Raw genomic sequence first — 20,828 nt, 5'->3', positions numbered from 1 at the left:
GATATATCCTAGTAAACAAAGTCGAAAGGAATATCGGCCATGGCACGATAGGCCACACCATTTTCCGTATACGGTTTGAAACGCGCTGTGCGTACTGCTTTCAGTGCCGACTCATCCAGACGTTCATAGCCTGAGGAGCTTTGCACTTTAGCTTCCAGCACGGTTCCTTGGGTTGAAATCACTACACGAACCACCACGCGGCCCTGCTCACGACGGCGCTCGGAAGCCCGGGGGTACACCGGCACAGGACGACGTCCCAAATAATCTACACGACCAATCAGCTTGGGCCGATCACCATCCGTAGAACGGGCGGCAGTTTGGGAGGACGTATTGTCCGTAGCTGGACCTGCTTGAGCGGCAGGAGCGGCTGGTTGAGCAGGCTGCGGTGTTTCTGCCGGTGGGACCTCGGGCTTGGGCTGTGGCTTGGGCTTGGGTTTCGGCTTGGGTTTTGGTTTGGGCTTGGGCGGCTCGGGAATCGGAGGTTTTTCCACGATAGGCTCTGGCTCGGGTTCCGGCTCAACAACCGGTTCTGGCTCAGGCTCGGGGTCCGGTTCCACCTCGGGTTCGGGCTCAGGTTCCGGCTCGGCCACCACTTCCTCAGGAGGGGCACTGACCTGCTCTTGCTGAACCGGGGACTCCGACACTTCCACCAAAGTCACCCCAACAACATCCATGGGGGCAGGTTCACCCACAATCTTGGGGGTTTCCGTCCACAAGATGGTAGCCACGACACCCACGTGCAATCCCAGTGCCAATGCCAAGCCAGTTGCCTTCAAGGCCAGCATCGAGCGATTATTCTTTTGAGAAGCAATTCCGGTCATAATCCGTTCTACACATTCTGCAACCCGCATGGACCATGACGGGACCGGACAGGATGCCCAGTGAAGTATCGAATCTTAACAGAAACAGGAATGATTCTCAATACTAAATTCCTGTAATATTTCCTGCTCCAACCCGCCCTGCAAAAAACCTCCAGATACTAACGCAGACAGGCTGACCTAGGGTCAGCCTGTTGCGAATAATTTGCAAGAAATCAGGACAATCGCGCTTCGGTTTGAGATTCGATAGGGAAAGCGCTGAACTTGCGTGGCAAGGCTAAAGCCCGCTCACCAGGCCGCAAGCCCAGCTGCGACCAACGCTGATGATCGAACTCGGCTTCCCAAGCACGCTCGCCCTCGTTCAAGGCCAGTTCAACCCGTACTGTCGCCCCCAAGGGAATAATGCGCTGCACGGCCACGACGATGCCCTGGCCATCCAATTGACGCTGTAAATCGAGGTCATGCGGGCGCACATAGCCTACTGCTTCCCCCTGACCCGCATCCTGAGCATTCAAGGCCTGATTGGACTCGAATTGTCCCAACTGAGGATCAGCCACAAAGCGTCCGTGCTGGAACTGACCCGGCAAGCGATTCGCCGCCCCCAGGAACTCATACACAAAAGGACTGGCAGGGTGGTTATAGACATCCTGCGGGGCGCCTTCCTGCTCAACCCGGCCTTTATTGAGCACCACAATACGATCAGCCACTTCAATGGCCTCTTCCTGGTCGTGCGTCACAAACAAGGTACTGATATGGAGGTCATCATGCAGACGACGCAGCCAGGAACGCAGTTCCTTGCGCACCTTGGCATCCAAGGCACCAAACGGCTCGTCCAGCAACAAGACACCCGGTTCCACCGCCAAGGCACGTGCCAGAGCAATACGCTGCCGCTGGCCACCCGACAAGGCCGCTGGGTAGCGATCGGCCAGCCAATCCAGCTGCACCAGCTCCAACAGCTCGTGCACACGCTGACGAATCTGGGCTTCGGGCAAGCGCTGCTTGCGTGGCTTAATGCGCAGACCAAAGGCGACGTTTTCAAATACCGTCATGTGGCGGAACAGGGCATAGTGCTGGAACACAAAACCCACCTGGCGATCACGCGTGCCCACAGCAGCCACATCCTTGCCGTTGATCAGCACCTGACCCGCATCCGCATGTTCCAGGCCAGCCACGATACGCAGCAAGGTCGTCTTGCCGCAGCCCGACGGCCCCAGCAAAGCCACCAGCTCGCCCGCTGGGAAATCCAATGTCACATCACCCAGTGCCGTAAACGCACCAAACTGTTTAGATAGATGACGAACTTCGATACTCATAATGAACTCCGAATGCGATCATCCACGATGACCGTCTTGAACCATTTTGCGCTCGGCCCACAATTTAAGCGCCAACGTCAGTAAAGCCAAGACCGCCAGCACCGAAGCCGCCGCAAAAGCGCCCACCGTGTGATAGTCGTTGTACTCAATCTCTACATGCAAGGGCAGCGTGTTGGTCTGGCCCCGTATATGGCCCGACAGCACCGACACCGCCCCAAACTCGCCCATGGCACGGGCATTGCACAGAATCACGCCATACAGCAGGCCCCACTTGATCTTGGGCAGAGTCACCCGCCAGAACATCTGCCTGCCATTGGCCCCCAGCACCCGCGCAGCCTGCTCTTCTTCGCTGCCCTGCATTTGCATCAGCGGAATCAGTTCACGCGCCACAAAGGGGAAAGTGACAAACAAAGTCGCCAAAACCAAACCGGGCAAGGCAAATACGATACGAATGTTATTAGCGTCCAGCCAATCCCAAAATGGGCCTTGGCGACCAAAAATCAGTAAAAACATCAAACCGGCAATGACAGGCGATACCGAGAACGGCAGGTCGATCAGCGTCGTCAGAATGCTTTTTCCACGAAACTCAAAACGCGCAATCGCCCAGGAGGCGGCCAGACCAAACGCGATATTCAAAGGCACGGCAATCACGGCAACCAGAACTGTCAGGCTGGCGGCATGCAAGGTATCGCTCTCGCTCAAGGCGGACAGATACGGCATGATGCCCCGGCTAAAAGCCGTCATGAAGACCAGGATCAAAGGCAGGAGCAAGAACAGCACAAAGAACAGCAAGGCAATACCAATCAATAGGGCTTTGACGGCCGGACCTTCATCCTGCGCCGCCCGCAAGCGCGCCGTATGTACCGGCACCGCCTGCACAGATGAATCCATCGTCAGGCTGCTCATCGTGCGCCCTCCAAAGTCAAAGGCGCGGCCACCTTGGCTGCCTTGCCACTAGCCTGGCCCGAATGACGTGACTGCAAGTACCACTGCAAGCGATTGATCGCCAGCAAGATAATGAAGGACAGCACCATCATCAAAACGGCCAGCGCCGAGGCTCCGGCATAGTCAAACTGCTCCAGCTTGATCACGATCAGCAAGGGTGTAATTTCCGAAACCATAGGGACATTACCGGCAATGAAAATCACGGAACCGTACTCACCCACCGCACGGGCAAAAGCCAGCGCTACGCCCGTCAAGCAGGCGGGCAAGATAGCGGGCAGAATCACCTTGGTGACCGTCTGGAAGCGATCGGCCCCCAGGCAAGCACTGACCTCCTCCTGCTCCTGTTCCAGCTCTTCCAGAACCGGCTGCACGGTACGCACAACAAAGGGCAGTCCAATAAAAATCAGGGCGATCAGCACACCCCAAGGGGTAAAGGCAATCTGCCCAACATAAGGTTCAGCCCAGGAACCGATCCAGCCCGTAGGCGCATAAATCGCTGCCAAGGAAATCCCGGCTACCGACGTTGGCAAGGCAAAGGGCAGATCAATCAAGGCATCCACAATTCGACGACCCGGAAAGCGGTAACGCACCAGGACCCAGGCCAGAATCAAGCCAAATACACCATTGATCAACGCCGCCAAAGCGGCCATCCCAAAGGTCAGTTTCAAGGAAGCCAAGACGCGCGCAGCACTGATGGTTTCCCAAAAGGCCGACCAACCCATAGAGGTGGTCTTGAGCAAAACAGCAGACAAGGGGATCAGAACAATCAGGCTCAAATAGCTGATGGACAAACCCATGGTCAAGCCAAAGCCTGGCAGAGCCCGCTGCTTGCGAGCAGCGGGCAGAAATCCCCAAAGACGAGCCTGTGACATCGAACGGTCCTCGGTGATAGTGGGGTTACTTGCTCAAGTAGATGCTGTCGAACACGCCACCATCCGCAAAGTGCTTGGCCTGAACCTGAGTCCAACCGCCCAGCTCATCGTCAACCTTGTACAGTTTCAACGCCGGGAACTGATCGCGGTACTTGGCGGCCACCGACTCCAGGCGAGGACGGTAAAAATGACGGGCGGCGATTTCCTGACCTTCCGGGCTATACAGATATTCCAGATAGGCCTGAGCCACTTTTTCCGTGCCATGCTTGGCGGCATTGGCATCTACCAGCGCCACGGGCGGCTCGGCCAGAATACTGCTGGAAGGCACCACAATATCGAAGCGATCGGGCCCCAGATCCTTGACGGACAAGAGCGCCTCGTTCTCCCAGGCAATCAATACATCGCCAATGCCCCGTTCCACAAAGGTTGTGGTCGATCCACGCGCACCGGAATCCAGCACGCTGACGTTGCGATACAGCTTGGCCACAAAGTCACGGGCCTGCGCTTCATCCCCATTGCCTTGCTTCAGGGCGTACAACCAGGCCGCCAGATAGTTCCAACGTGCCCCCGCCGAAGTTTTAGGATTGGGCGTAACTACCTTTACATCAGAGCGAATCAAGTCGTTCCAGTCGTGAATCCCCTTGGGATTACCCTTGCGCACCAGCAAGACAATCGTGGAGGTGTAAGGCGTACTGTTGTCTGGCAGGCGAGCCTGCCAGCCTTTGTCCAGCAAACCGGACTGAGCGATCTGATCAATATCGGAAGAAATACCTAGCGTCACCACATCAGCGGGCACGCCATCAATCACGGTACGGGCCTGCTTGCTGGAACCACCGTGGGAACTACGGATGACTACACTGTCACCGGTTTGCTCTTTGTAATGCGCCTGGAAAGCCTTATTGAATTCAGCATACAGTTCACGCGTTGGGTCGTACGAAACATTCAGAATACTGACCTCGGCTGCAACAGCGGTTGCCGCCGCCAGCACCAACGCCAGCAAAGCCCCTGCCCGAACGCCGTTCCACTTCTGTTGAATCCGCTTCATTTCCCACCCCCTAGAAACCATTTCCAAGCAATGAGAACGAGTCTAGCAAGGGTGTTACACCCGGCTAAATACCGATTCTTTGGTTAGATATAGCGGGGAGATGGAGGGGACCGAAACGGCTGCCAGATCCAGAGTGCTCAGGGTCCGGGAATCAGCCTGACAACTGCCCTTTTTCCAACACCAGCTCCCACATCGTTTTTTGCTTTATATATTTGTGCGATGTCATGTGCTGGACAGAAATCCGGCGCCATTCGGCCCCAAATAACTGCTCTACGCTGGCCTGATCACAGAAACGCTTGCAATTGCCTTGGTCGCGATAGAAGTTGGCTTCAATCAACTCGCCCTGCCCGGCACCGAAATTCACATCTTCGGTGGAGTTCAGGCGACATAAAAACAAGGCACCGGGCCGCAAGCTATTCCAGATTCTGCGCACAATGGCCCGGGTTTCATCCCAGGGGAAATAATGCAGGGACAAGCTGGCCAGGACCAGCTCAAGATTATTCGCCGCCTGCGGCCAGGGACCTCGCGTATCCCTGCACTCAATCAAAGCCTCGGGAGCGCGCTGCTGTGCGATTGCCACACCTTCGGGTGAGAGGTCAAAAGCCATCACCTTCAATCCTGCCTGGGTCAAGGTCAACGTATCGTCGCCAAAACCACAGCCTATCTCCAGTACCGGCGAAGAAATTTCACGTTGAGCGATCAAGGGTAACCAGCGATCAAGCCAAGGGTCCGAATACATAAACACGTTTCTCGTACAACAAGAGGAAAAATCAGGTCGCTGGGACGTCAAGGTCACGGACCAGTAAAGTCAGGACAATCACCGCCAACAGGCACTCGCCCACATTGAACCAAAGGTGCCAGGGCTTGGACTTGTCACTATTGCCCAATGCGTAACGTATCCCTCTGTAATTGATCCAGCCCAGGCACACGACCAGCACCGACCACAAGATCCATAGCGGCGGGAAAAACAAAAGAAACATAAAGGCCAGCCATGCCAGAATCAAGGTGGCAAGAGGGGACAGGCAAGAAAGTAGTTTGCTCATGAAGACCCGAGGAGCGCATATCGACAAGGTGTAGTGTTGCCTGAATAGCCACTACGCTCAAGGCCGGGCAGCTGTTGCTAGTATCGCTGCCTTGCCTGTGCTTTGCCTTTGCCTTTGCCTGGCAGCAGTTCAAACGGGAGAGGCATGACAAGTTGCAGGAATAAGCCTTTGTCGCCACTCCCCGTATTTCAGCTTCTCACGCAGAACGCTCGAATCAAGATCATCGGCGTGGCACCTGCATCAGTTCCTTGCCCGCCTCGTCATAGACAAGGACCGCCTTGTCTTCAACCGTAAACTCCATCAAGTCACGACCAGCCACAACCGGACCTTGATCCTCAACACGGATACGAATATCTTCGTCGTAGGCTTTGGGCAGGTAATCCATCATGGCCTTGCTTCCCTTGGGGCCATAGTCCCCAATAGAGTCACCCTCATACGACACATGTGAGCAGTGGACAGAAGCACAATATGTCCACATGGAGGGGGAAACATAAATGAAAAAGCCGAACCCAATATTTCAAAGGGTTCGGCTTTATCGACCGACGCTACACTTGCCTATGCAGGCAAGCAGGGGGGTCAAACGATCTGGATCTGGGTAGCGCAAGGGCCTTTTTGGCCAACGCCAGCAACGAAGGAAACGCGTTGGTTCTCCTCCAGAGATTTAAACCCAGAACCCTGAATTTCACTGTGGTGCGCGAAGAGGTCTTTACCGCCACTCTCCGGCATGATGAAGCCGAAGCCTTTTTCGTTATTGAACCACTTCACAATACCAATTTCTGTTTTCAATGTATGTCCTAATTAATCAGGGGAAAAATGTCCCTGGACACACTATGGACGCTATCCGCATATATTGATAGCACCGTTACAAACTAAGCGGTTGGAGCACCCTGCCGGTTTCGCCACTTGCGACCCAACACAAGGGTGATTATTGACACGCAACACGACTAGTCCTTGTTAGCGGGTGAATGCCTTACCAATGCTTACATGGTTTCAGTAGGCATATCTGGCGACAAAGGGCACGGGTCTGGTAGAGCAGCGTTAGTATGAATTGACCTGAAATACAAACCAAACAGGCACAAAAAAAGCACTTAGTTTTACCTAAGTGCTTGATTCGACTAGCAAAAGAAATGGTGGGTGCTGAGGGGTTCGAACCCCCGACCTACGCCTTGTAAGGGCGCCGCTCTACCAGCTGAGCTAAGCACCCATTTCTGTGATGCCGTTCTTCTTGTGAAGAAAAAGAATTATAGGACCAAAGAATTTTTTTTGCAAGTCTTTTGCGTAAATTAATTTAAAAATTAATTCACAGCGTCTTTCAGAGCCTTACCGGGACGGAACTTGGGCACGTTTGCGCCTTCGATCTCGATGGTTTCACCGGTACGTGGGTTACGACCCGAACGGGCAGCGCGTTCCGACACAGCGAAGGTGCCAAAACCAACCAGAGTAACCGTATCTTTTTCTTTCAGCGTGGTGGTCACGGCATCGATAAACGCATCCAGTGCACGACCAGCGTCAGCTTTGGACAGATCGGCTTTGGTGGAAATGAATTCGATAAGCTCGGTTTTATTCATTGAGAAAATACCCCTGAAAATTATTTTACGGGCCCCCAGCGGGAACCAGTTTGTGGCGGTCAGACTTAATAGTGACAAACGACAGGGCAAGCAAGCACTACCGTCTGCCATGGCTACCGGGCGCACAAGTGCCCCGGTTGGCTACCGCGTATTAAGCCTTCGTTTAATACCCGTGTCAAGCAAAAAAACCCCTGTAACCCGCATCATTGCTCACTGTTGATACAAGTTGCAGGACTTTCCCTATTTTGCATCGAGAAACTTAACAGGCTGCCTCAAATATGTTATTTGGGCTTTGAAACCCCAAAAAATTAGCTGGCTGATACTACGTTTTTGAACATTTTTTCAAGCGCTTGCGCACATCCAGCAGCGACTCTGCAAGCCGTCGCTCGCATAAATTTCCTTTTATGCCTCGCACTTAGCCTCACCCTAGCTTCTTGTCTGAGGGCGAGAAGCTTCATTTCTGCACCCCTCTCCTGAACACCAACCATGCCCATATCGAAGCGGCCTGCCCTCCTACAATTTTCTGCATTGTTTGACTGTATTTCGGTACTTGCTACCGTCAAGGAGCGCAGCGATGCACGGCAAGGTTTATTTGGTTGGGGCGGGGCCTGGCGACCCTGAACTTCTCACACTACGCGCTTTATACCTGCTGCAACATGCAGATGCGGTGGTATATGACCGTCTGGTCAGCCGCGCCATCATGAGCTGCATCAATCCTGAGGCCACCTTGCATGACGTCGGTAAAGTTGCCGCCTGCAAGCCCAGCATGCAGGACGACATCAACGGCACGCTCTTGTCCTTGAGCAGAACACATCAGCACGTTGTTCGCCTGAAAGGCGGTGACCCCTTTATTTTTGGCCGTGGAGGCGAAGAGCAACTGTATCTGCAACAACATGGAGTCCAGGTTGAAGTCGTGCCCGGGATTACGGCAGCGACAGGTTGTGCGGCTTCTCTAGGCATTCCCTTGACCCATCGCGGGCTGGCCAGCAGTGTGCGCTTTATCACCGGGCACCTGCGCGACAACCAGGGGCTGGAACTGAACTGGGCCTCCTTGTCTGATCCCACCTGTACGCTGGTGTTCTACATGGCCATGGCCAATTGCAGCCATATTGCCCAGGCCTTGATTCAACATGGGCGCAGCCCACATACGCCTATCGCCTTGGCACAAGATGCCACGCTTAAAAGCCAGCGCTGGGGCTTGGGTACTTTGCAAACACTTCCACAGCTTGCGCAAACCTTCAGTCCCCCAGCCTTGTTGATTATCGGCCAGGTGGTGCAGTTGCATCCGGATTACCCGCAACCCGCCTCAAACACGCAAAATGCCCTCGCCTGCGCACCCTCCTGGGCCTTGATGTGAAAGGTTTGCACCTCCCTTTCAAGCTCAGTGGCAGGCAGTTTCTGGCCAACATGTGGCTAGCCGTGCTGCTCTCCCTTCTTTGGCCACAACAAGCCGCTGCTGATGAAACCGCTTTGACACCGGAGCGGCAAGCCTCTTTACGGACGCTGCTTCATCAAGAATGCGGCTCATGTCATGGCTTGCTCCTGAAAGGAGGCCTGGGGCCTGCCTTAACGGCTAACGCCTTGCAAGACCAAAGCGCACAGCAGATCGCCCTGACGATCATGCAGGGCCGTCCCGGAACAGCCATGCCTGCCTGGAACCGCTTCTTGCAGCCAGCGGAAAGCCTCTGGCTGGCTCATTTTCTTCTCCATGAATCGGATGCAGCACCATGAAAGCACTGATGACTCTGAGCCTGCTTGTCGCTTTAAGCGGCTGTGCCAACCCATTACGCGGCACGAATGACCTGGGGCTGGTTGTAGAGCGTGCGACGGGCAGTGTGGCTGTCGTTGAAACCAGTCATCGCAGCCGCTTGGCACGAATTGAAGGTTTGGGTGATCTGTCCCACGCCCATATCACCTACTCACGTGACGGGCGTTATGGCTATGTCTTTGGACGGGACGGCGGCCTGAGCAAAGTGGACCTGCTTCAACAAGTTCTAGTTCATCGCATCATTCAGTCCGGCAATGCCATAGGTGGCGCCATCTCCCAGGATGGCAAGCTGATTGTGGTGCAAAACTACGAACCGGGTGGTATCAAGGTTTTTGATGCGGACACCCTGGCCCTGATCAGTGAAGTCCCGTCTTACTACGCCCCCAACAAACGTGCCAAAGTGGTTGGTCTGGCGGACTTACCCAATCAGCAATTTGCCTACTCCTTGTTCGAGGCAGGTGAAATCTGGCTGACCGATTTATCCGACCCCTTACGCCCCACAACACGGCGTTTTGCAGCGGGTCGTCAGCCTTACGATGCCATGGTCACCCCGGATGGGAGGTACTACATTGCCGGACTGTTTGGCGAGGATGCCCTGGCCATGCTGGATTTGTGGAATCCTGAAAATGGAGTCCAAAAAATCTTGCAAGGCTATGGTCGGGGAGAGTCCGCCCTGCCCGTCTACAAAATGCCGCATCTACGGGGTTGGTCCTTGGCTGGTCAGGACTTATTTTTACCGGCCATTGGACGCCATGAGGTTCTGGTCGCCAGCACCGTGAACTGGCAAGAGAAAACTCGCATTCCGGTTCATGGACAACCCGTTTTTGTGATGGCTCAGCCCGATGGCCGTCAGGTCTGGGTGAACTTCGCTTTTCCAGACAACGACAAGGTACAGGTGATTGATGTCGCCACCCTGGAAGTGGTTCAAACCTTGGACGTAGGCAAAGCCGTTCTCCACATGGAATTCACCCCTAGGGGTGAGGCTGTCTGGATTTCAGCGCGAGACGACAACAAAGTCAGTGTGTACGACACCCACAATTTCAAGCGTCTGGACAGCCTGGATATTCAGCACCCGAGTGGAGTGTTTTTTACGCATCGGAGTGGTCGCATTGGTTTCTGATCTTTCCCCTTCTGCCTTTCAACTATTGAACGCCTGGCAACATGGCTTCCCCTTGGAACCCCGACCGTTCCGCACGCTGGGACTGCTCTTGGGGCTTAGCGAACAAGCCGTGATGGACTACCTGCAACGCTGGCAAGACCGAGGCATCATCAGCCGTATCGGGCCAGTACTGAACCCTGCCTGTATGAGCAGCACTTTGGTGGGCATGCATGTGCCCGCCAAGGATCTGAACACGGTTGCAGACTGGATCAGTGCCCTGCCCGCCGTGAACCACAACTACGAGCGCGAACACGCCATCAATCTCTGGTTTGTGCTGACCTGTGCGAATGAACAAGAACGGCAGGCGGCCTTGGAGCACATCGCTGAACATACCGGCTTGTTGCCCTTGTCCTTGCCCATGATCCGGGCCTATCACATTGACCTGGGGTTTAGCCTTGTTCCACATACCAAGAGCACCAGCCCCTTGTCGCCAAGCAAGGGGCTGCCCGCATTAGGCAGTACTGAACGCAAACTGCTGGAGTGTTCTTTGCAAGGTTTGAAGATTCAAGCCGACCCCTTCAAGCCTTGGGCAGAGCAAGTACAGATCAGCGAGAAACAAGTGCTGCAACAGCTACGCGGCTTTCTGGAACAAGGCATATTCCGGCGATTTGGCGTGGTCCTGCGCCATCGAAAACTGGGCTACCAAGCCAATGCCATGTGTGTCTGGACGGTAGACAAGCCTCGCATTGATGCCCTAGGCGAGGAGCTGGCCAGGCAAGACGGCATCACGCTGTGCTATCAGCGGCAGCCCTGCCCGCCACATTGGAATCACAATCTGTTTTGCATGATTCACGGCAAAAACCGTCAGGACGTACTGACAAACCATGCGGAGTTGAATAATCGTTTTGACTTGGGTCAGCTCCCGCAGGAAGTGTTGTTCTCCACTCGCTGCTTCAAACAACGAGGCGCACTGCTTAGCCCGGCTCATCATGACTGATCATCACACCCCACCATTGCATGCGCCGGTTGAACTGGACAAGACCGATCGCCACATTCTGAATCGCCTGCAAGATGGTTTCCCCATCTGCTCCCGCCCCTTTGCACAGTTGGCACCTGATTTTTCCTTGAGCGAGTCTGCCTTGATTGCACGTGTCCAGCACTTGCGGCAATCCGGGATATTGACCCGCTTTGGGCCCCTCTTCCAGATCGAGGCTTTAGGCGGTACTTACTGCCTGGTCGCTATGGCCGTACCCGAAAAACGCTGGGACAGTACCGTCATAGCCGTCAACCGCCATCCTGAAGTCGCTCACAACTACCGGCGCGCCCATGCCTTGAATATGTGGTTTGTACTGGCTACGGCGACACCGCAAGACATCGAATCCTGCCTGCAGACAATTGAAGCTGAAACCGGCCTACCCGTCTTTGCCTTTCCCAAAGAGCAGGAATACGCCCTAAGCCTGAAACTGGAGCTTTGATATGGTGCATTTGAATCCCGCCTATACCGCACTGATCCATGCCTCGCAGCGGGGTTTGGCGATAGAGCCACAGCCCTACCTAAAACTGGCGCAAGAGTTGGGTGTATCCGAAGCTTATGTCATGAAGCAGTTTCAAACCATGCTGGACCAAGGCTTGATACGGCGCATTGCAGCCATCCCCAATCACTATGCTCTGGGCTACGTAGCCAATGGCATGTGCGTCTGGAATATCACGGACGACAAGCTGGACCTAGTCGGTACATGGCTAGGCTCGCAAGCCGGAGTCAGCCACTGCTATCGTCGTCCGCGTCGTCTACCCCAATGGCCATACAACCTGTTCGCCATGCTGCATGGCAAGGACCATGACACGGTACGTGCCCAGGCACAGAGCATCAGCCTGCAAATATCGCAGCGCTTTCCTGGCGTCCTGCACGATCACGATATTTTGTTTTCCACGGCCATTCTTAAAAAGACCGGCCTGCGTCTACGGAGGCCTTGAGCATGTTCCGGATATCCCGTTTTGTCGCTGCCCTGCACGCTCCTGTTGCACCGACACGCGCCAGCAAGGCCCCTGTGGTGATCTGGAATCTGATACGTCGTTGCAATCTGCATTGCAGCCACTGCTACTCTGCCTCTACCAACAAGGACTTCCCTGGCGAGCTGAGCTACGAACAAGTCTGCACTGTCATGGATGACCTGCATCAATTCGGTGTACGCGCCCTGATCCTGTCCGGCGGCGAACCTTTGCTACGCCCAGATATTTACGACTTGGGCCGACGTGCGAAAACACTGGGCATGTACGTAGGACTATCGTCCAACGGCACCTTGATAACCGAGCAAAATATTGATCAGATTGCCGACTGCGGCTTTGACTACGTAGGCATCTCCCTGGACGGTTTGCAGGCCCGCCATGACCGAATTCGTGGAGAGGACGGAGCCTACGCGGCCTCCTTGCACGGTTTGAGACTATGCCGTGAAAAACAGTTGAAAGTAGGCCTGCGCTTTACCCTGACTCAAGAAAATGCAGTTGATCTAAATGGCCTGCTGGCTGTGATGGAGCAGGAACAAATCGACCGCTTTTATCTCTCTCATTTGAACTATGCAGGTCGGGGTTTGGGCAACCGCGCCCTGGCCAGTCACCACGCCGTCACCCGGCAGGCTATGGAGCAGCTTTTCACAACCTGCATGACCTATCAAAAAGCCGGCAAACCCAAAGAGTTCACCTCGGGCAACAACGATGCTGACGGTGTTTTCTTTCTGCACTGGGTGCGACGGCATTACCCCGAGCAAGCTCCCAAAATTCTGACTATGTTGTGCCAATGGGGAGGCAATTCCTCCGGCCAAGGAATTGCGAACATCGATAACCGTGGCAATGTTCATCCCGACACCATGTGGTGGCATTACAGCCTTGGAAACGTGTTGCAACGGCCTTTCTCGGAGATTTGGTCCAACGATCAAGATCCCTTGCTGACAGGCCTGCGGCAACGACCCAGGCCTGTACAGGGGCGCTGTGCTGGCTGTGCCTACCTGGATATCTGCAATGGCAATACGCGCACTCGGGCAGAAAAAAGCACAGGCAATGTGTGGGCAGAAGATCCGGGATGCTATCTCAACGATCAGGAAATCACTGTCTGAACGCCCTCCAGGCAATTAACAAGAACCATTTTTACTCAACCACAGTTCTGGAACCTCTGCCCTGCCCCCTGACTTCTGAAGCCTCAAATAGTACCCAGCACTCCCAATAAAATCAGGTGAGCTGCTGGGAAAAAGAGTGCGGAATCAAAACACAGCCAGCTTCAAGTGCCAGCCTGGACAGGCCTAAATTGAAGGGCCAAAAAAAGTGAGGCAAGCGATCTTGCCTCACTCAAACTCAGTAACAACAACAACAACAACACTTCACTTAGTTCTTCATCACACAGTTCACCTAAGCAAGCTGATAGCGCACCTAGGCCAGCTCACAGATCAAGCCTTGCTGCTGCAACAGCTCAACCAAAGGCTGTACATCCCACGATGACTTCCAGGCAATCACGATGCGCTCGCCTGGCACCCAGGACTGGCACAGGGGTGCCCAGAAATCACGATTCAACAAGGTGTCTTGCAAGACCACCCCCGCCTGATCCAAGGCCATCAAACGGGCATCACGACGTGCCTTCTCCAAAATCGCAGGCAAAATCAGTGGCAGGTACAAGACCCAATCTGCCTGGTTCAATTTGCGCAAGGCGCGCAGCGTCAGCAAGTCCACTGCCTCCAAGTCGGCGATAGGCAAAATGGTGACCTGAATATGCTGCTGAGGGGTTTCTGTCCTCAAGGCAGCATCAAAGGCTGCCAGCGCTTCCGTAGCCTTGCCTTGCGCCAGGAGATCGGGGATAGGACTATCCAGTACGTAATCAAAGAAATGACGACGGGTATGTACCTCGGGGAAAGCCTGTTTGATATCGGCTCGGCGGCGAGCCAGCAAACCGGCCAAGTCCCCTACTGACTCAGGCAGCTCGCTTTCTATCCACTCCCGAACACGCCGCGCCAGTACAGGAGCTGAACCTGCAGAGGAGACCGCAATCATCAAGGGCGAACGGTCGACCATGGCAGGGACTTGTACGGTAGACAGATGCCCATCGTCGACCACATTACAGGGCAGACGCAAGGCGTCGGCTGCCTGAGCCACGATGCGATTTATCTCGCGCCGTCCAGTTGCTGCAACAACCAGCCAGGCCTCGTGGATATGCTCGGCAACAAAGGAAGTAAACAAGCTGCTTAAAGCACCCGCCTGAGCACTGGCCCTCAACCAGGAAGTTTGCTCCGGTGCGACGACGGTGACTCGCGCGCCAGCACGCAGCAAGAGCCGAACTTTACGCTCCGCAACCGTCCCGCCACCTACGACGACAACCGCCTTACCGGTCAGATTGAAGAACAAGGGAAACACATTCATTGCACGACATCCTTAAGGCGCCAGCAGACACTGGCGCCCGGTTCACACTTACTTCAGGCTGGAAAAGTAGGCAGCCAGTTCATTCACCATTTCCGGGCTGAGAGGCTCGGCCATGGGGCTCATGATGGGATCGTTGCGCTCTCGCGATTTGAACTGCTGTAGCTGCTTGACCAGATACTCCACCTTCTGCCCTGCCAGGTTGGGATACATACCTTCCGTGCTGACACCTTCCAGCCCATGGCAGGACGCGCACAAAGGCAGCATGGACGATGCCTGGGCCGATAGTTGCGACTGCCCATGCGAGCCTTGTAAACCCACTGCTTTGTCCGCTGCCAATGCGACACTGGAACCCAAGAGGCCCACAAGAGCCATACCCATAAAAAGCTTTTTCATGACGTTCCTTTGCTTAGAATTTTTGGGTTTCAGGCTGACCAATGGTGAGCCAACGGGTACGGGCACGCGAGAAAATGCCCGATGGGCTTTCCATCTTGTGTTCAGCTACCAGCTCCAGACTGCGGCTGTCGTAAATCTTCAAGCGATCCCCCCAGTAACCCGAACTGACGTAGAGGTAATCGCCCGTGCGGTTGTAGTTGGGGAAGAAGGCATGACCACCCACCTCCAAAGTCTTCACCACGGACAAGGTGTTTTTATCGATCAGCTGAATCCAGGAAGCGCGCTTGTCCTTGTCGATAATGTCCACCGCCACATACGGGGCATTAGGATGGGCGGCGGGGGATTCGGTGGCTCCGGCAACGGGAATCTGCTTCACCACAGAGAAGTCTTTGACATCCCAGGCAGTAACCACGGAGCCTAACTTGCAGGTGCCCATATTGGTGCCGAAGGCCAGCATGCGGCCGTTCACTTCCGTGACAGCACCCGAGCCTGCGTGGGGCTGACAGCCAGCCGGAATGTCACGTACCACCTTGTCGTCCTTCAGGTCGATGGCCACGTACTTGTTGTCGTCGTAAGAAGCCACCATGGAATAGCGACCATCCGGCGTCAGGAAGGTGTCGTGCAACATGCGGCCGACCTTGGCCAGTTTGGTGACCGGCATATCCGGCTTGTCCGGATCAATAATCCAGATCTGCCCGGCTTGGCGCAGTGTCAATGCAAACTTGTTATTGATACGACTACCAATAATCGGACCACCGGCGGATTTGATGAAATTGCCGTCTGGGTCCTCGCCCTCCAGAGCGATATATTTCACTGGTTCCAGGGTGTCGGCCTTCAGGATAACCATGCTGTTGGGTACGAAGGAACTCAGTGCCAGCCACTTGCCATCTTTGGATAAGGCAATACCCGTACCAGTCAGCCCCACCTTGGCCTGACGAACAATCTGCAAGGTGTACAAGTCGATTTTGTAGACGTGGCCATCATCACTTTTCAGGTATCCCCAGCGCTCGTGGCTGGGGCTGAATTCCATGATGTGTGGCGCGCCAACCGTGGCAATTTCACCCACCTTCTGGTTGTTCTTGCCATTGATGAAAACAGCACGAGCCTGATTGGAACCATCGCCCCGCCCATAACGCCCGCGGGCCATGATGACCATCAAGTCGTAGACGGAATCGATCTCGTAATTGGGTTTGCCGGGCAAGGTGGATTCGTCTACCAGCACTTTCACGCTGGCACGTATCTGATCCATATCCCAAGTGCGTTCCACCACGGGTTCGTTCTTGATCATCTTGGCCAATGCGCGAATATCCTCGTCGGGCAAGCGTCCGACAAAAGGTGGCATCAAGGTATCCGGAATCCCGGTCATGATGGTGCCGCGCAAGGCAATCTCACTTTGAACCAGGCGATCACTGTGCAGGCCCGGAGCGATATACCCTCCCCGGTCGGCTGCGTGACACACCGCACAGTTTTGCTGAAACAAGTTGTCTACCCGAACTTGCTCTTCCGTCGGGGCCGCCAAAGCCGCGCTGACGGTGGTAGACAGGAAGGCCAGGGTCATCATTTTTCTATACATTCCATTACCTCCAACAATTGCCTTGCTAAAGGGCAAGACCAAACAAACTATAACGATTGTTATTTTTTACTGAGAAGGTATGGATACGGATTAAATAATGGGGATGGTTTTTTTATATCGTAATTACGGGATATTAAATACTCTTACCTAGATAAAAACATCCATGACAAGGAGCCAGTTGGCAGATCAAGAAGCCGGATAAATTTATCACGAACGAATATTCATTTTGACTTAACTCAAGTTAAAACTAGAGGCTGCTGCCTATAGTGGCCCGGCCTGGCTCGCCCTTGATGGTTTTGATTATTTTTCCGGTCCCGCCATGTTTTCTTTACCGATTACGCTTTCCCATACTCATAGCCCACCGTATAAACGACAAATTGCACGTCAAATCGAAACCCTGATCTGTTCGGGACGTTTGCAAGAAGGCAATCGCCTGCCTTCAATCAACCGAATGGCGTCTCTGCTGCAGGTTTCCAAAAATACGATCATGGGTGCCTATGATTTGCTGATCGACTCCAATCTGATTCATAGCGAACCTAGCCGGGGATTCTTTGTGGCTACACCTACCCGCAATGGTCGCAGTCGCCTGGCACCGGATTTTGTGCTGGAGACGGCCCACTGTTCACGCAGCCCGCGTACCAGCACGGCACAGGCCAGCGGTGTGCATGTGCCTGCTGCCAGCGTGCCCGTTCGTTTTGATTTCAAGATTGGACGCCCCTCGGTCCATGCTTTTCCGCTGCGACAGTTCATTTATTTGTCCAACCAGTTGCTGCGTTACGCAGGCTCTGCCATGGCAGACTATCCACCGCCTGAAGGTCTATGGGGTTTGCGGCTGCAAATTGCGGATTATCTGGCGGCCAGCAAGGGCATATTGGCTGACCCGGAGCACATCATCATCACTGCAGGAACACAGGAGTCCTTAAGTCTGATCGCAGCTCATTTCCTGGACGAAAAAAGCTGTGCGGTGCATGAGTCGCCCGGCTACAACGGCTTCAGACATTTGCTGGCGCGGCACCGTGCACAAAGTATTCCCGTGCCTGTGGACCAGCACGGTTTGCGCACAGACACACTGCCCGACAAGGCTGTTCAGTTGGCTTTCGTCACGCCCTCCCATCAGTACCCTTTGGGGCACACCTTGACGGTAAGTCGCAGACAGGAGCTACTGGCTTGGGCCAGTACCAGTGGCGCTTTGATTATTGAGGACGATTACGACGGGGACTTCTGTTATGGCCCGGCCTTGCCCGCGCCACTCAAGGCCATGAGCCCCGGACAGGTGATTTACCTGGGTTCGTTTTCCAAAACCTTGGGCCCTGGTTTGCGCTTGGGCTATATGGTCTGTCCTCCCCACCTGAGCCAGGATTTTATTGCTCGCAAGGCCTTGCTCAACAACGGGTCACCCTGGCTAACACAAGCCGTGTTGGCACGTTTTTTTGATGAGTATGACTATCCACGGCACCTGCAATACCTGCGCCGCCGTTATCTGGAGCAACGCAATACGCTGTTGCAGGGACTGAAAAAAGTGTGGGGAAATACGGGCGTGGTCAGCGGACACAATGCTGGCATGCATCTGGCTTTTCGCCTGCCACAACAAAGCCCAAATGCCCACCACGTTGCCGCTGCGGCACTGCGCCATGGCATACGGCTCTACCCTTTAGCACAGGCCGCCAGCCAGGAAACAGACAGCACGAATCCACGCCATCTGCTGTTTGGCTATGCGAATCTGGAATGCAGGGAATTGCAGCAAGCAATGCAGCATCTAGCCCTGATACAGCCCAGGCTGAACCATGGCTAGATGTGCGAAGAGCTTAGGACTGGGCCAGCGCCTGATCAAAGTCCGAGGTCAGATCGATAATCTCTTCAATACCTACGGAGATACGCAACTGATTGTCGGCAATGCCCATCAGAGCGCGCTGCTCAGCGCCCATCTCGTAGTAGATGGTGTGGGCCACGGGCAGCACCAGACTGCGGTTGTCACCCAAGTGCGTAGCCAGTACAAAGACTTTCAGGCGATTCAGGAAGTCAAAGATTTCAATGCCCTCTTCCAGCACTACGCTCATCAGGCCACCGAAGCGATTGCCGAACAATTGAGCCGTACGCTCGTGCTGCGGGTGATCTTCCAGGCCGGGATACTGCACGTGCTTGACCTTGGGATGCGCCTTCAAATGGCGCGCCAAGGCCAGGGCGTTGGAACAGATACGCTCCATACGCAAAGGCAAGGTTTCCGAACCGACGGCCAGCCGGTGAGCCACGTCAGACGACAAGGTGCCGCCCATATCGCGCAAGCCCTTTTTCCGAATCTGTACCAAACCCCAGTTCTGCGTATTGCCCGTGCGGTAGACCTCGGCAATATTGGGGTAGGTCGTCCAGTCAAACAGGCCGGTATCCGTCACCATGCCACCCAGGGCATTACCGTGACCACCAATGTGTTTGGACAGGGAGTTGACCACCAGAGAAGCCTGGAATTCACGGCCGGGCGACAGATACGGCGAAGACAAGGTGGCATCGACCACATACAGCAAACCCTCGTCCTGACACCACTGCCCCACCCCTTTCAGATCTGCTACCTGTGTACCGGGATTGGCAATGGTCTCAACAAAGACCATGCGGGTATTGGGCTGCCGTGCGGCTTGCACCTGGGCCAGATCAGTTGCATCCACCAGCGTGGTTTGTACACCCAGGTCGCGCAAAGTCCCCAGCAAGCTATTGGTATTACCGAACAGGAATTTGCTGGCAATCAGGTGATCGCCCTGGCGCAGCAAGGTAAACAAGGTTGCTGTCAGCGCCGCCATACCTGTGGCAAAACTGACGCTGCCTATGCCTTTTTCCATGCGTGTAATCTTGGCTTCCAACGCCGCCGTGGTGGGCGTGCCTTGACGAGAATAGGTAAAGCCGGACTTGCCCTGAAAGACCGCAGCCAGCTCACGCGCATCCTGAAAACCGAACTCGGTCGATGGGTGCAATGGCTGATGGATAGCGCCATGCTGCGTGCCCAAGCGACGGTCAGAGTGCAAGGTAGAGGTAATAAAGCCGTTTTCTTCCATGATCGTTTCCAAGCCCATAATGCGTGTACACACCGTCAGCGCCGATCGGGTTTTGCCCGGCTGACGGCCAATTACCTATTATCTGGTGAAGCGGCGGATGAAACCCGCCGTTTTTTATACAAATAAGTAATTAAGCAAGTAACAAGACTTAAAAGAAATTAAGACTGGCTACGTTGGCGCAAGGTTTCATACAAGCAAACCGCACTGGCGACGCTAACGTTCAGGCTTTCAACTGCGCCCATCATGGGGATGGAAACCAGCTCGTCGCAGGTTTCACGGGTCAGACGACGCATGCCCTCGCCCTCGGCCCCCATTACCCAGGCCATGGGACGGCGGGCATCGACCTGGTGGAAGGTATGCGTGGCCTGGTCGCTGGTGCCGACCAGCCAGACATCGCGCTCGCGCAGCATACGCATGGTACGGGCCAGGTTCGTCACCGTAATGTAAGGCGTAGACTCTGCACCGCCGCAAGCCACGCGTGATACGGTGGCATTCAGACCCACAGCGCGGTCACGAGGCGCAATTACGGCGTGGGCACCTGCCGCATTGGCGCTACGCAAGCAGGCTCCCAGATTGTGGGGGTCTGTCACTCCATCCAGAATCAACAGAAAAGGTACCTGACCGGCCTCTTCCAGATCGTCCAGCAATTCATTGACATCGACGGCCAGTTCTTGCTCCAGAGCCAATGCCACCACGCCCTGATGGCGCGTGCCTTTGGCCAGACCATCCAGACGCTCCACCGGCACAGCCATGACTTTCAAACCAGCCAGTTCTACCTGTTCGATAAAGGCCAGCATCCGCTTATCGCGCCGGGTCTGATCCACATAGACCTCGCGCACCGAAGCGGCGCTAAAACGAACTCGGGCAATAACGGCATGGAAACCGGCCAAAACCTGCTGAGGCATAACAATCCTTGGGGGAAATAAGAGCAAATAAAGAAAGCCGGGCA

General features: G+C 54.8%; 23 protein-coding genes and 1 tRNA gene. 8 read left to right on the top strand and 16 right to left on the bottom strand.

Going from position 1 to position 20,828, the window contains the following annotated elements:
* Positions 1 to 8: 8 nt before the first annotated feature.
* The 11 genes from N879_RS00645 to N879_RS00600 all read right to left on the bottom strand — a co-directional run bounded on the left by N879_RS00645 (position 9) and on the right by N879_RS00600 (position 7,604).
* A complete protein-coding gene (locus tag N879_RS00645) occupies positions 9 to 785 on the bottom strand; it encodes an energy transducer TonB (RefSeq protein ID WP_009461736.1) in 777 nt (258 codons plus the stop codon).
* 248 nt (positions 786 to 1,033) lie between these two features.
* Entirely contained in the window at positions 1,034 to 2,131 is a 1,098-nt protein-coding gene (locus N879_RS00640; RefSeq protein ID WP_009461727.1) for a sulfate/molybdate ABC transporter ATP-binding protein, read from the bottom strand.
* Between the two features lie 18 nt (positions 2,132 to 2,149).
* A complete protein-coding gene (gene cysW, locus N879_RS00635) occupies positions 2,150 to 3,037 on the bottom strand; it encodes a sulfate ABC transporter permease subunit CysW (protein WP_009461726.1) in 888 nt (295 codons plus the stop codon).
* On the bottom strand, positions 3,034 to 3,948 hold the full coding sequence (gene cysT / locus N879_RS00630) for a sulfate ABC transporter permease subunit CysT (RefSeq protein WP_009461725.1): 915 nt from the start codon (positions 3,946 to 3,948) through the stop codon (positions 3,034 to 3,036). The genes cysW and cysT overlap by 4 nt, the downstream gene beginning before the upstream one ends.
* Positions 3,949 to 3,973: 25 nt before the next feature.
* Positions 3,974 to 4,993: a sulfate ABC transporter substrate-binding protein gene (locus tag N879_RS00625; protein ID WP_021446499.1), complete on the bottom strand. Its 1,020-nt coding sequence runs from the start codon at positions 4,991 to 4,993 to the stop codon at positions 3,974 to 3,976.
* Positions 4,994 to 5,144: 151 nt separating this feature from the next.
* Positions 5,145 to 5,732, bottom strand: coding sequence for a class I SAM-dependent methyltransferase (locus tag N879_RS00620; RefSeq protein ID WP_009461564.1), 588 nt, complete (start codon positions 5,730 to 5,732; stop codon positions 5,145 to 5,147).
* Between the two features lie 31 nt (positions 5,733 to 5,763).
* Positions 5,764 to 6,036 (bottom strand): hypothetical protein, encoded by a 273-nt coding sequence (locus N879_RS00615; protein WP_009461562.1) that lies wholly within the window; start codon positions 6,034 to 6,036, stop codon positions 5,764 to 5,766.
* Positions 6,037 to 6,256: 220 nt separating this feature from the next.
* Entirely contained in the window at positions 6,257 to 6,424 is a 168-nt protein-coding gene (locus N879_RS20525) for a hypothetical protein (RefSeq protein WP_022983143.1), read from the bottom strand.
* Positions 6,425 to 6,612: 188 nt separating this feature from the next.
* Positions 6,613 to 6,822, bottom strand: coding sequence for a cold-shock protein (locus N879_RS00610; protein WP_009461560.1), 210 nt, complete (start codon positions 6,820 to 6,822; stop codon positions 6,613 to 6,615).
* A 342-nt stretch (positions 6,823 to 7,164) separates the two neighbouring features.
* A tRNA-Val gene (locus N879_RS00605) sits at positions 7,165 to 7,240 on the bottom strand.
* A 91-nt stretch (positions 7,241 to 7,331) separates the two neighbouring features.
* Entirely contained in the window at positions 7,332 to 7,604 is a 273-nt protein-coding gene (locus N879_RS00600) for an HU family DNA-binding protein (RefSeq protein WP_003799450.1), read from the bottom strand.
* 574 nt (positions 7,605 to 8,178) lie between these two features.
* On the opposite strand from N879_RS00600, the gene cobA reads away from it, so the two are divergent.
* Genes cobA through nirJ form a run of 7 tightly spaced genes read left to right on the top strand, consistent with a single transcriptional unit; the run spans position 8,179 to position 13,581 of the window.
* Positions 8,179 to 8,961 carry a uroporphyrinogen-III C-methyltransferase gene (cobA, locus tag N879_RS00590; RefSeq protein ID WP_009461555.1) on the top strand — a complete coding sequence of 261 codons (783 nt, stop codon included), beginning with the start codon at positions 8,179 to 8,181 and terminating at the stop codon, positions 8,959 to 8,961.
* Positions 8,962 to 9,011: 50 nt separating this feature from the next.
* Positions 9,012 to 9,335, top strand: a complete 324-nt coding sequence (locus N879_RS19875) for a c-type cytochrome (RefSeq protein WP_035272739.1) — start codon at positions 9,012 to 9,014, stop codon at positions 9,333 to 9,335.
* Entirely contained in the window at positions 9,332 to 10,492 is a 1,161-nt protein-coding gene (locus tag N879_RS00585) for a cytochrome D1 domain-containing protein (RefSeq protein ID WP_009461551.1), read from the top strand. Before N879_RS19875 ends, N879_RS00585 begins: the two co-directional genes overlap by 4 nt.
* The gene (gene ahbB, locus N879_RS00580) at positions 10,449 to 11,468 is read left to right on the top strand and encodes a siroheme decarboxylase subunit beta (protein ID WP_442853941.1); all 1,020 of its coding nucleotides are present in this window, start codon (positions 10,449 to 10,451) and stop codon (positions 11,466 to 11,468) included. The genes N879_RS00585 and ahbB (N879_RS00580) overlap by 44 nt, the downstream gene beginning before the upstream one ends.
* On the top strand, positions 11,461 to 11,946 hold the full coding sequence (locus N879_RS00575; protein WP_009461547.1) for an Lrp/AsnC family transcriptional regulator: 486 nt from the start codon (positions 11,461 to 11,463) through the stop codon (positions 11,944 to 11,946). Before ahbB (N879_RS00580) ends, N879_RS00575 begins: the two co-directional genes overlap by 8 nt.
* A gap of 1 nt (position 11,947) precedes the next feature.
* A complete protein-coding gene (ahbB, locus tag N879_RS00570) occupies positions 11,948 to 12,445 on the top strand; it encodes a siroheme decarboxylase subunit beta (protein WP_009461545.1) in 498 nt (165 codons plus the stop codon).
* A 2-nt stretch (positions 12,446 to 12,447) separates the two neighbouring features.
* Positions 12,448 to 13,581, top strand: a complete 1,134-nt coding sequence (gene nirJ, locus N879_RS00565; RefSeq protein WP_009461543.1) for a heme d1 biosynthesis radical SAM protein NirJ — start codon at positions 12,448 to 12,450, stop codon at positions 13,579 to 13,581.
* 310 nt (positions 13,582 to 13,891) lie between these two features.
* Here the strand turns inward: nirJ and N879_RS00560 are convergent, their stop codons facing one another.
* From N879_RS00560 to N879_RS00550, 3 genes are read right to left on the bottom strand one after another with little or no spacing between them, the layout of a single operon-like run.
* On the bottom strand, positions 13,892 to 14,872 hold the full coding sequence (locus tag N879_RS00560; RefSeq protein WP_009461227.1) for a precorrin-2 dehydrogenase/sirohydrochlorin ferrochelatase family protein: 981 nt from the start codon (positions 14,870 to 14,872) through the stop codon (positions 13,892 to 13,894).
* Between the two features lie 48 nt (positions 14,873 to 14,920).
* Entirely contained in the window at positions 14,921 to 15,265 is a 345-nt protein-coding gene (locus N879_RS00555) for a c-type cytochrome (protein ID WP_009461228.1), read from the bottom strand.
* Between the two features lie 13 nt (positions 15,266 to 15,278).
* Positions 15,279 to 16,838 (bottom strand): nitrite reductase, encoded by a 1,560-nt coding sequence (locus tag N879_RS00550; protein WP_235484215.1) that lies wholly within the window; start codon positions 16,836 to 16,838, stop codon positions 15,279 to 15,281.
* A gap of 319 nt (positions 16,839 to 17,157) precedes the next feature.
* On the opposite strand from N879_RS00550, the gene pdxR reads away from it, so the two are divergent.
* Complete coding sequence (gene pdxR / locus N879_RS00545; protein WP_031231950.1) at positions 17,158 to 18,630, top strand: MocR-like pyridoxine biosynthesis transcription factor PdxR; 1,473 nt, start codon at positions 17,158 to 17,160, stop codon at positions 18,628 to 18,630.
* Between the two features lie 13 nt (positions 18,631 to 18,643).
* On the opposite strand, the gene N879_RS00540 is transcribed toward pdxR, so the two are convergent.
* Both N879_RS00540 and rlmB read right to left on the bottom strand, forming a co-directional pair.
* Entirely contained in the window at positions 18,644 to 19,879 is a 1,236-nt protein-coding gene (locus N879_RS00540; RefSeq protein WP_021446494.1) for a cystathionine gamma-synthase family protein, read from the bottom strand.
* Positions 19,880 to 20,037: 158 nt separating this feature from the next.
* Complete coding sequence (gene rlmB / locus N879_RS00535; RefSeq protein WP_009458936.1) at positions 20,038 to 20,784, bottom strand: 23S rRNA (guanosine(2251)-2'-O)-methyltransferase RlmB; 747 nt, start codon at positions 20,782 to 20,784, stop codon at positions 20,038 to 20,040.
* Positions 20,785 to 20,828: the final 44 nt, after the last annotated feature.

It is taken from the genome of Alcaligenes sp. EGD-AK7 (assembly GCF_000465875.3).
GTDB lineage: Bacteria > Pseudomonadota > Gammaproteobacteria > Burkholderiales > Burkholderiaceae_B > Alcaligenes > Alcaligenes phenolicus.
The sequence above is the reverse complement of the archived record's forward strand: the minus strand, read 5'-3'. Positions and strand labels throughout refer to the sequence as shown.

Bases quoted from the DNA above. Each gene is read 5' to 3' on its own strand.
- cysT (WP_009461725.1), bottom strand. From the start codon at position 3,948: ATGTCACAGGCTCGTCTTTGGGGATTTCTGCCCGCTGCTCGCAAGCAG.
- N879_RS00615 (WP_009461562.1), bottom strand. From the start codon at position 6,036: ATGAGCAAACTACTTTCTTGCCTGTCCCCTCTTGCCACCTTGATTCTG.
- N879_RS00560 (WP_009461227.1), bottom strand. From the start codon at position 14,872: ATGAATGTGTTTCCCTTGTTCTTCAATCTGACCGGTAAGGCGGTTGTC.
- N879_RS00645 (WP_009461736.1), bottom strand. From the start codon at position 785: ATGCTGGCCTTGAAGGCAACTGGCTTGGCATTGGCACTGGGATTGCAC.
- rlmB (WP_009458936.1), bottom strand. From the start codon at position 20,784: ATGCCTCAGCAGGTTTTGGCCGGTTTCCATGCCGTTATTGCCCGAGTT.
- N879_RS20525 (WP_022983143.1), bottom strand. From the start codon at position 6,424: ATGATGGATTACCTGCCCAAAGCCTACGACGAAGATATTCGTATCCGT.
- N879_RS00555 (WP_009461228.1), bottom strand. From the start codon at position 15,265: ATGAAAAAGCTTTTTATGGGTATGGCTCTTGTGGGCCTCTTGGGTTCC.
- N879_RS00575 (WP_009461547.1), top strand. From the start codon at position 11,461: ATGACTGATCATCACACCCCACCATTGCATGCGCCGGTTGAACTGGAC.
- cobA (WP_009461555.1), top strand. From the start codon at position 8,179: ATGCACGGCAAGGTTTATTTGGTTGGGGCGGGGCCTGGCGACCCTGAA.
- N879_RS00600 (WP_003799450.1), bottom strand. From the start codon at position 7,604: ATGAATAAAACCGAGCTTATCGAATTCATTTCCACCAAAGCCGATCTG.
- N879_RS00625 (WP_021446499.1), bottom strand. From the start codon at position 4,993: ATGAAGCGGATTCAACAGAAGTGGAACGGCGTTCGGGCAGGGGCTTTG.
- N879_RS00540 (WP_021446494.1), bottom strand. From the start codon at position 19,879: ATGGAAGAAAACGGCTTTATTACCTCTACCTTGCACTCTGACCGTCGC.
- N879_RS00550 (WP_235484215.1), bottom strand. From the start codon at position 16,838: ATGTATAGAAAAATGATGACCCTGGCCTTCCTGTCTACCACCGTCAGC.
- cysW (WP_009461726.1), bottom strand. From the start codon at position 3,037: ATGAGCAGCCTGACGATGGATTCATCTGTGCAGGCGGTGCCGGTACAT.
- ahbB (WP_009461545.1), top strand. From the start codon at position 11,948: ATGGTGCATTTGAATCCCGCCTATACCGCACTGATCCATGCCTCGCAG.
- N879_RS00585 (WP_009461551.1), top strand. From the start codon at position 9,332: ATGAAAGCACTGATGACTCTGAGCCTGCTTGTCGCTTTAAGCGGCTGT.
- N879_RS00620 (WP_009461564.1), bottom strand. From the start codon at position 5,732: ATGTATTCGGACCCTTGGCTTGATCGCTGGTTACCCTTGATCGCTCAA.
- pdxR (WP_031231950.1), top strand. From the start codon at position 17,158: ATGTTTTCTTTACCGATTACGCTTTCCCATACTCATAGCCCACCGTAT.
- N879_RS19875 (WP_035272739.1), top strand. From the start codon at position 9,012: ATGTGGCTAGCCGTGCTGCTCTCCCTTCTTTGGCCACAACAAGCCGCT.
- nirJ (WP_009461543.1), top strand. From the start codon at position 12,448: ATGTTCCGGATATCCCGTTTTGTCGCTGCCCTGCACGCTCCTGTTGCA.
- N879_RS00640 (WP_009461727.1), bottom strand. From the start codon at position 2,131: ATGAGTATCGAAGTTCGTCATCTATCTAAACAGTTTGGTGCGTTTACG.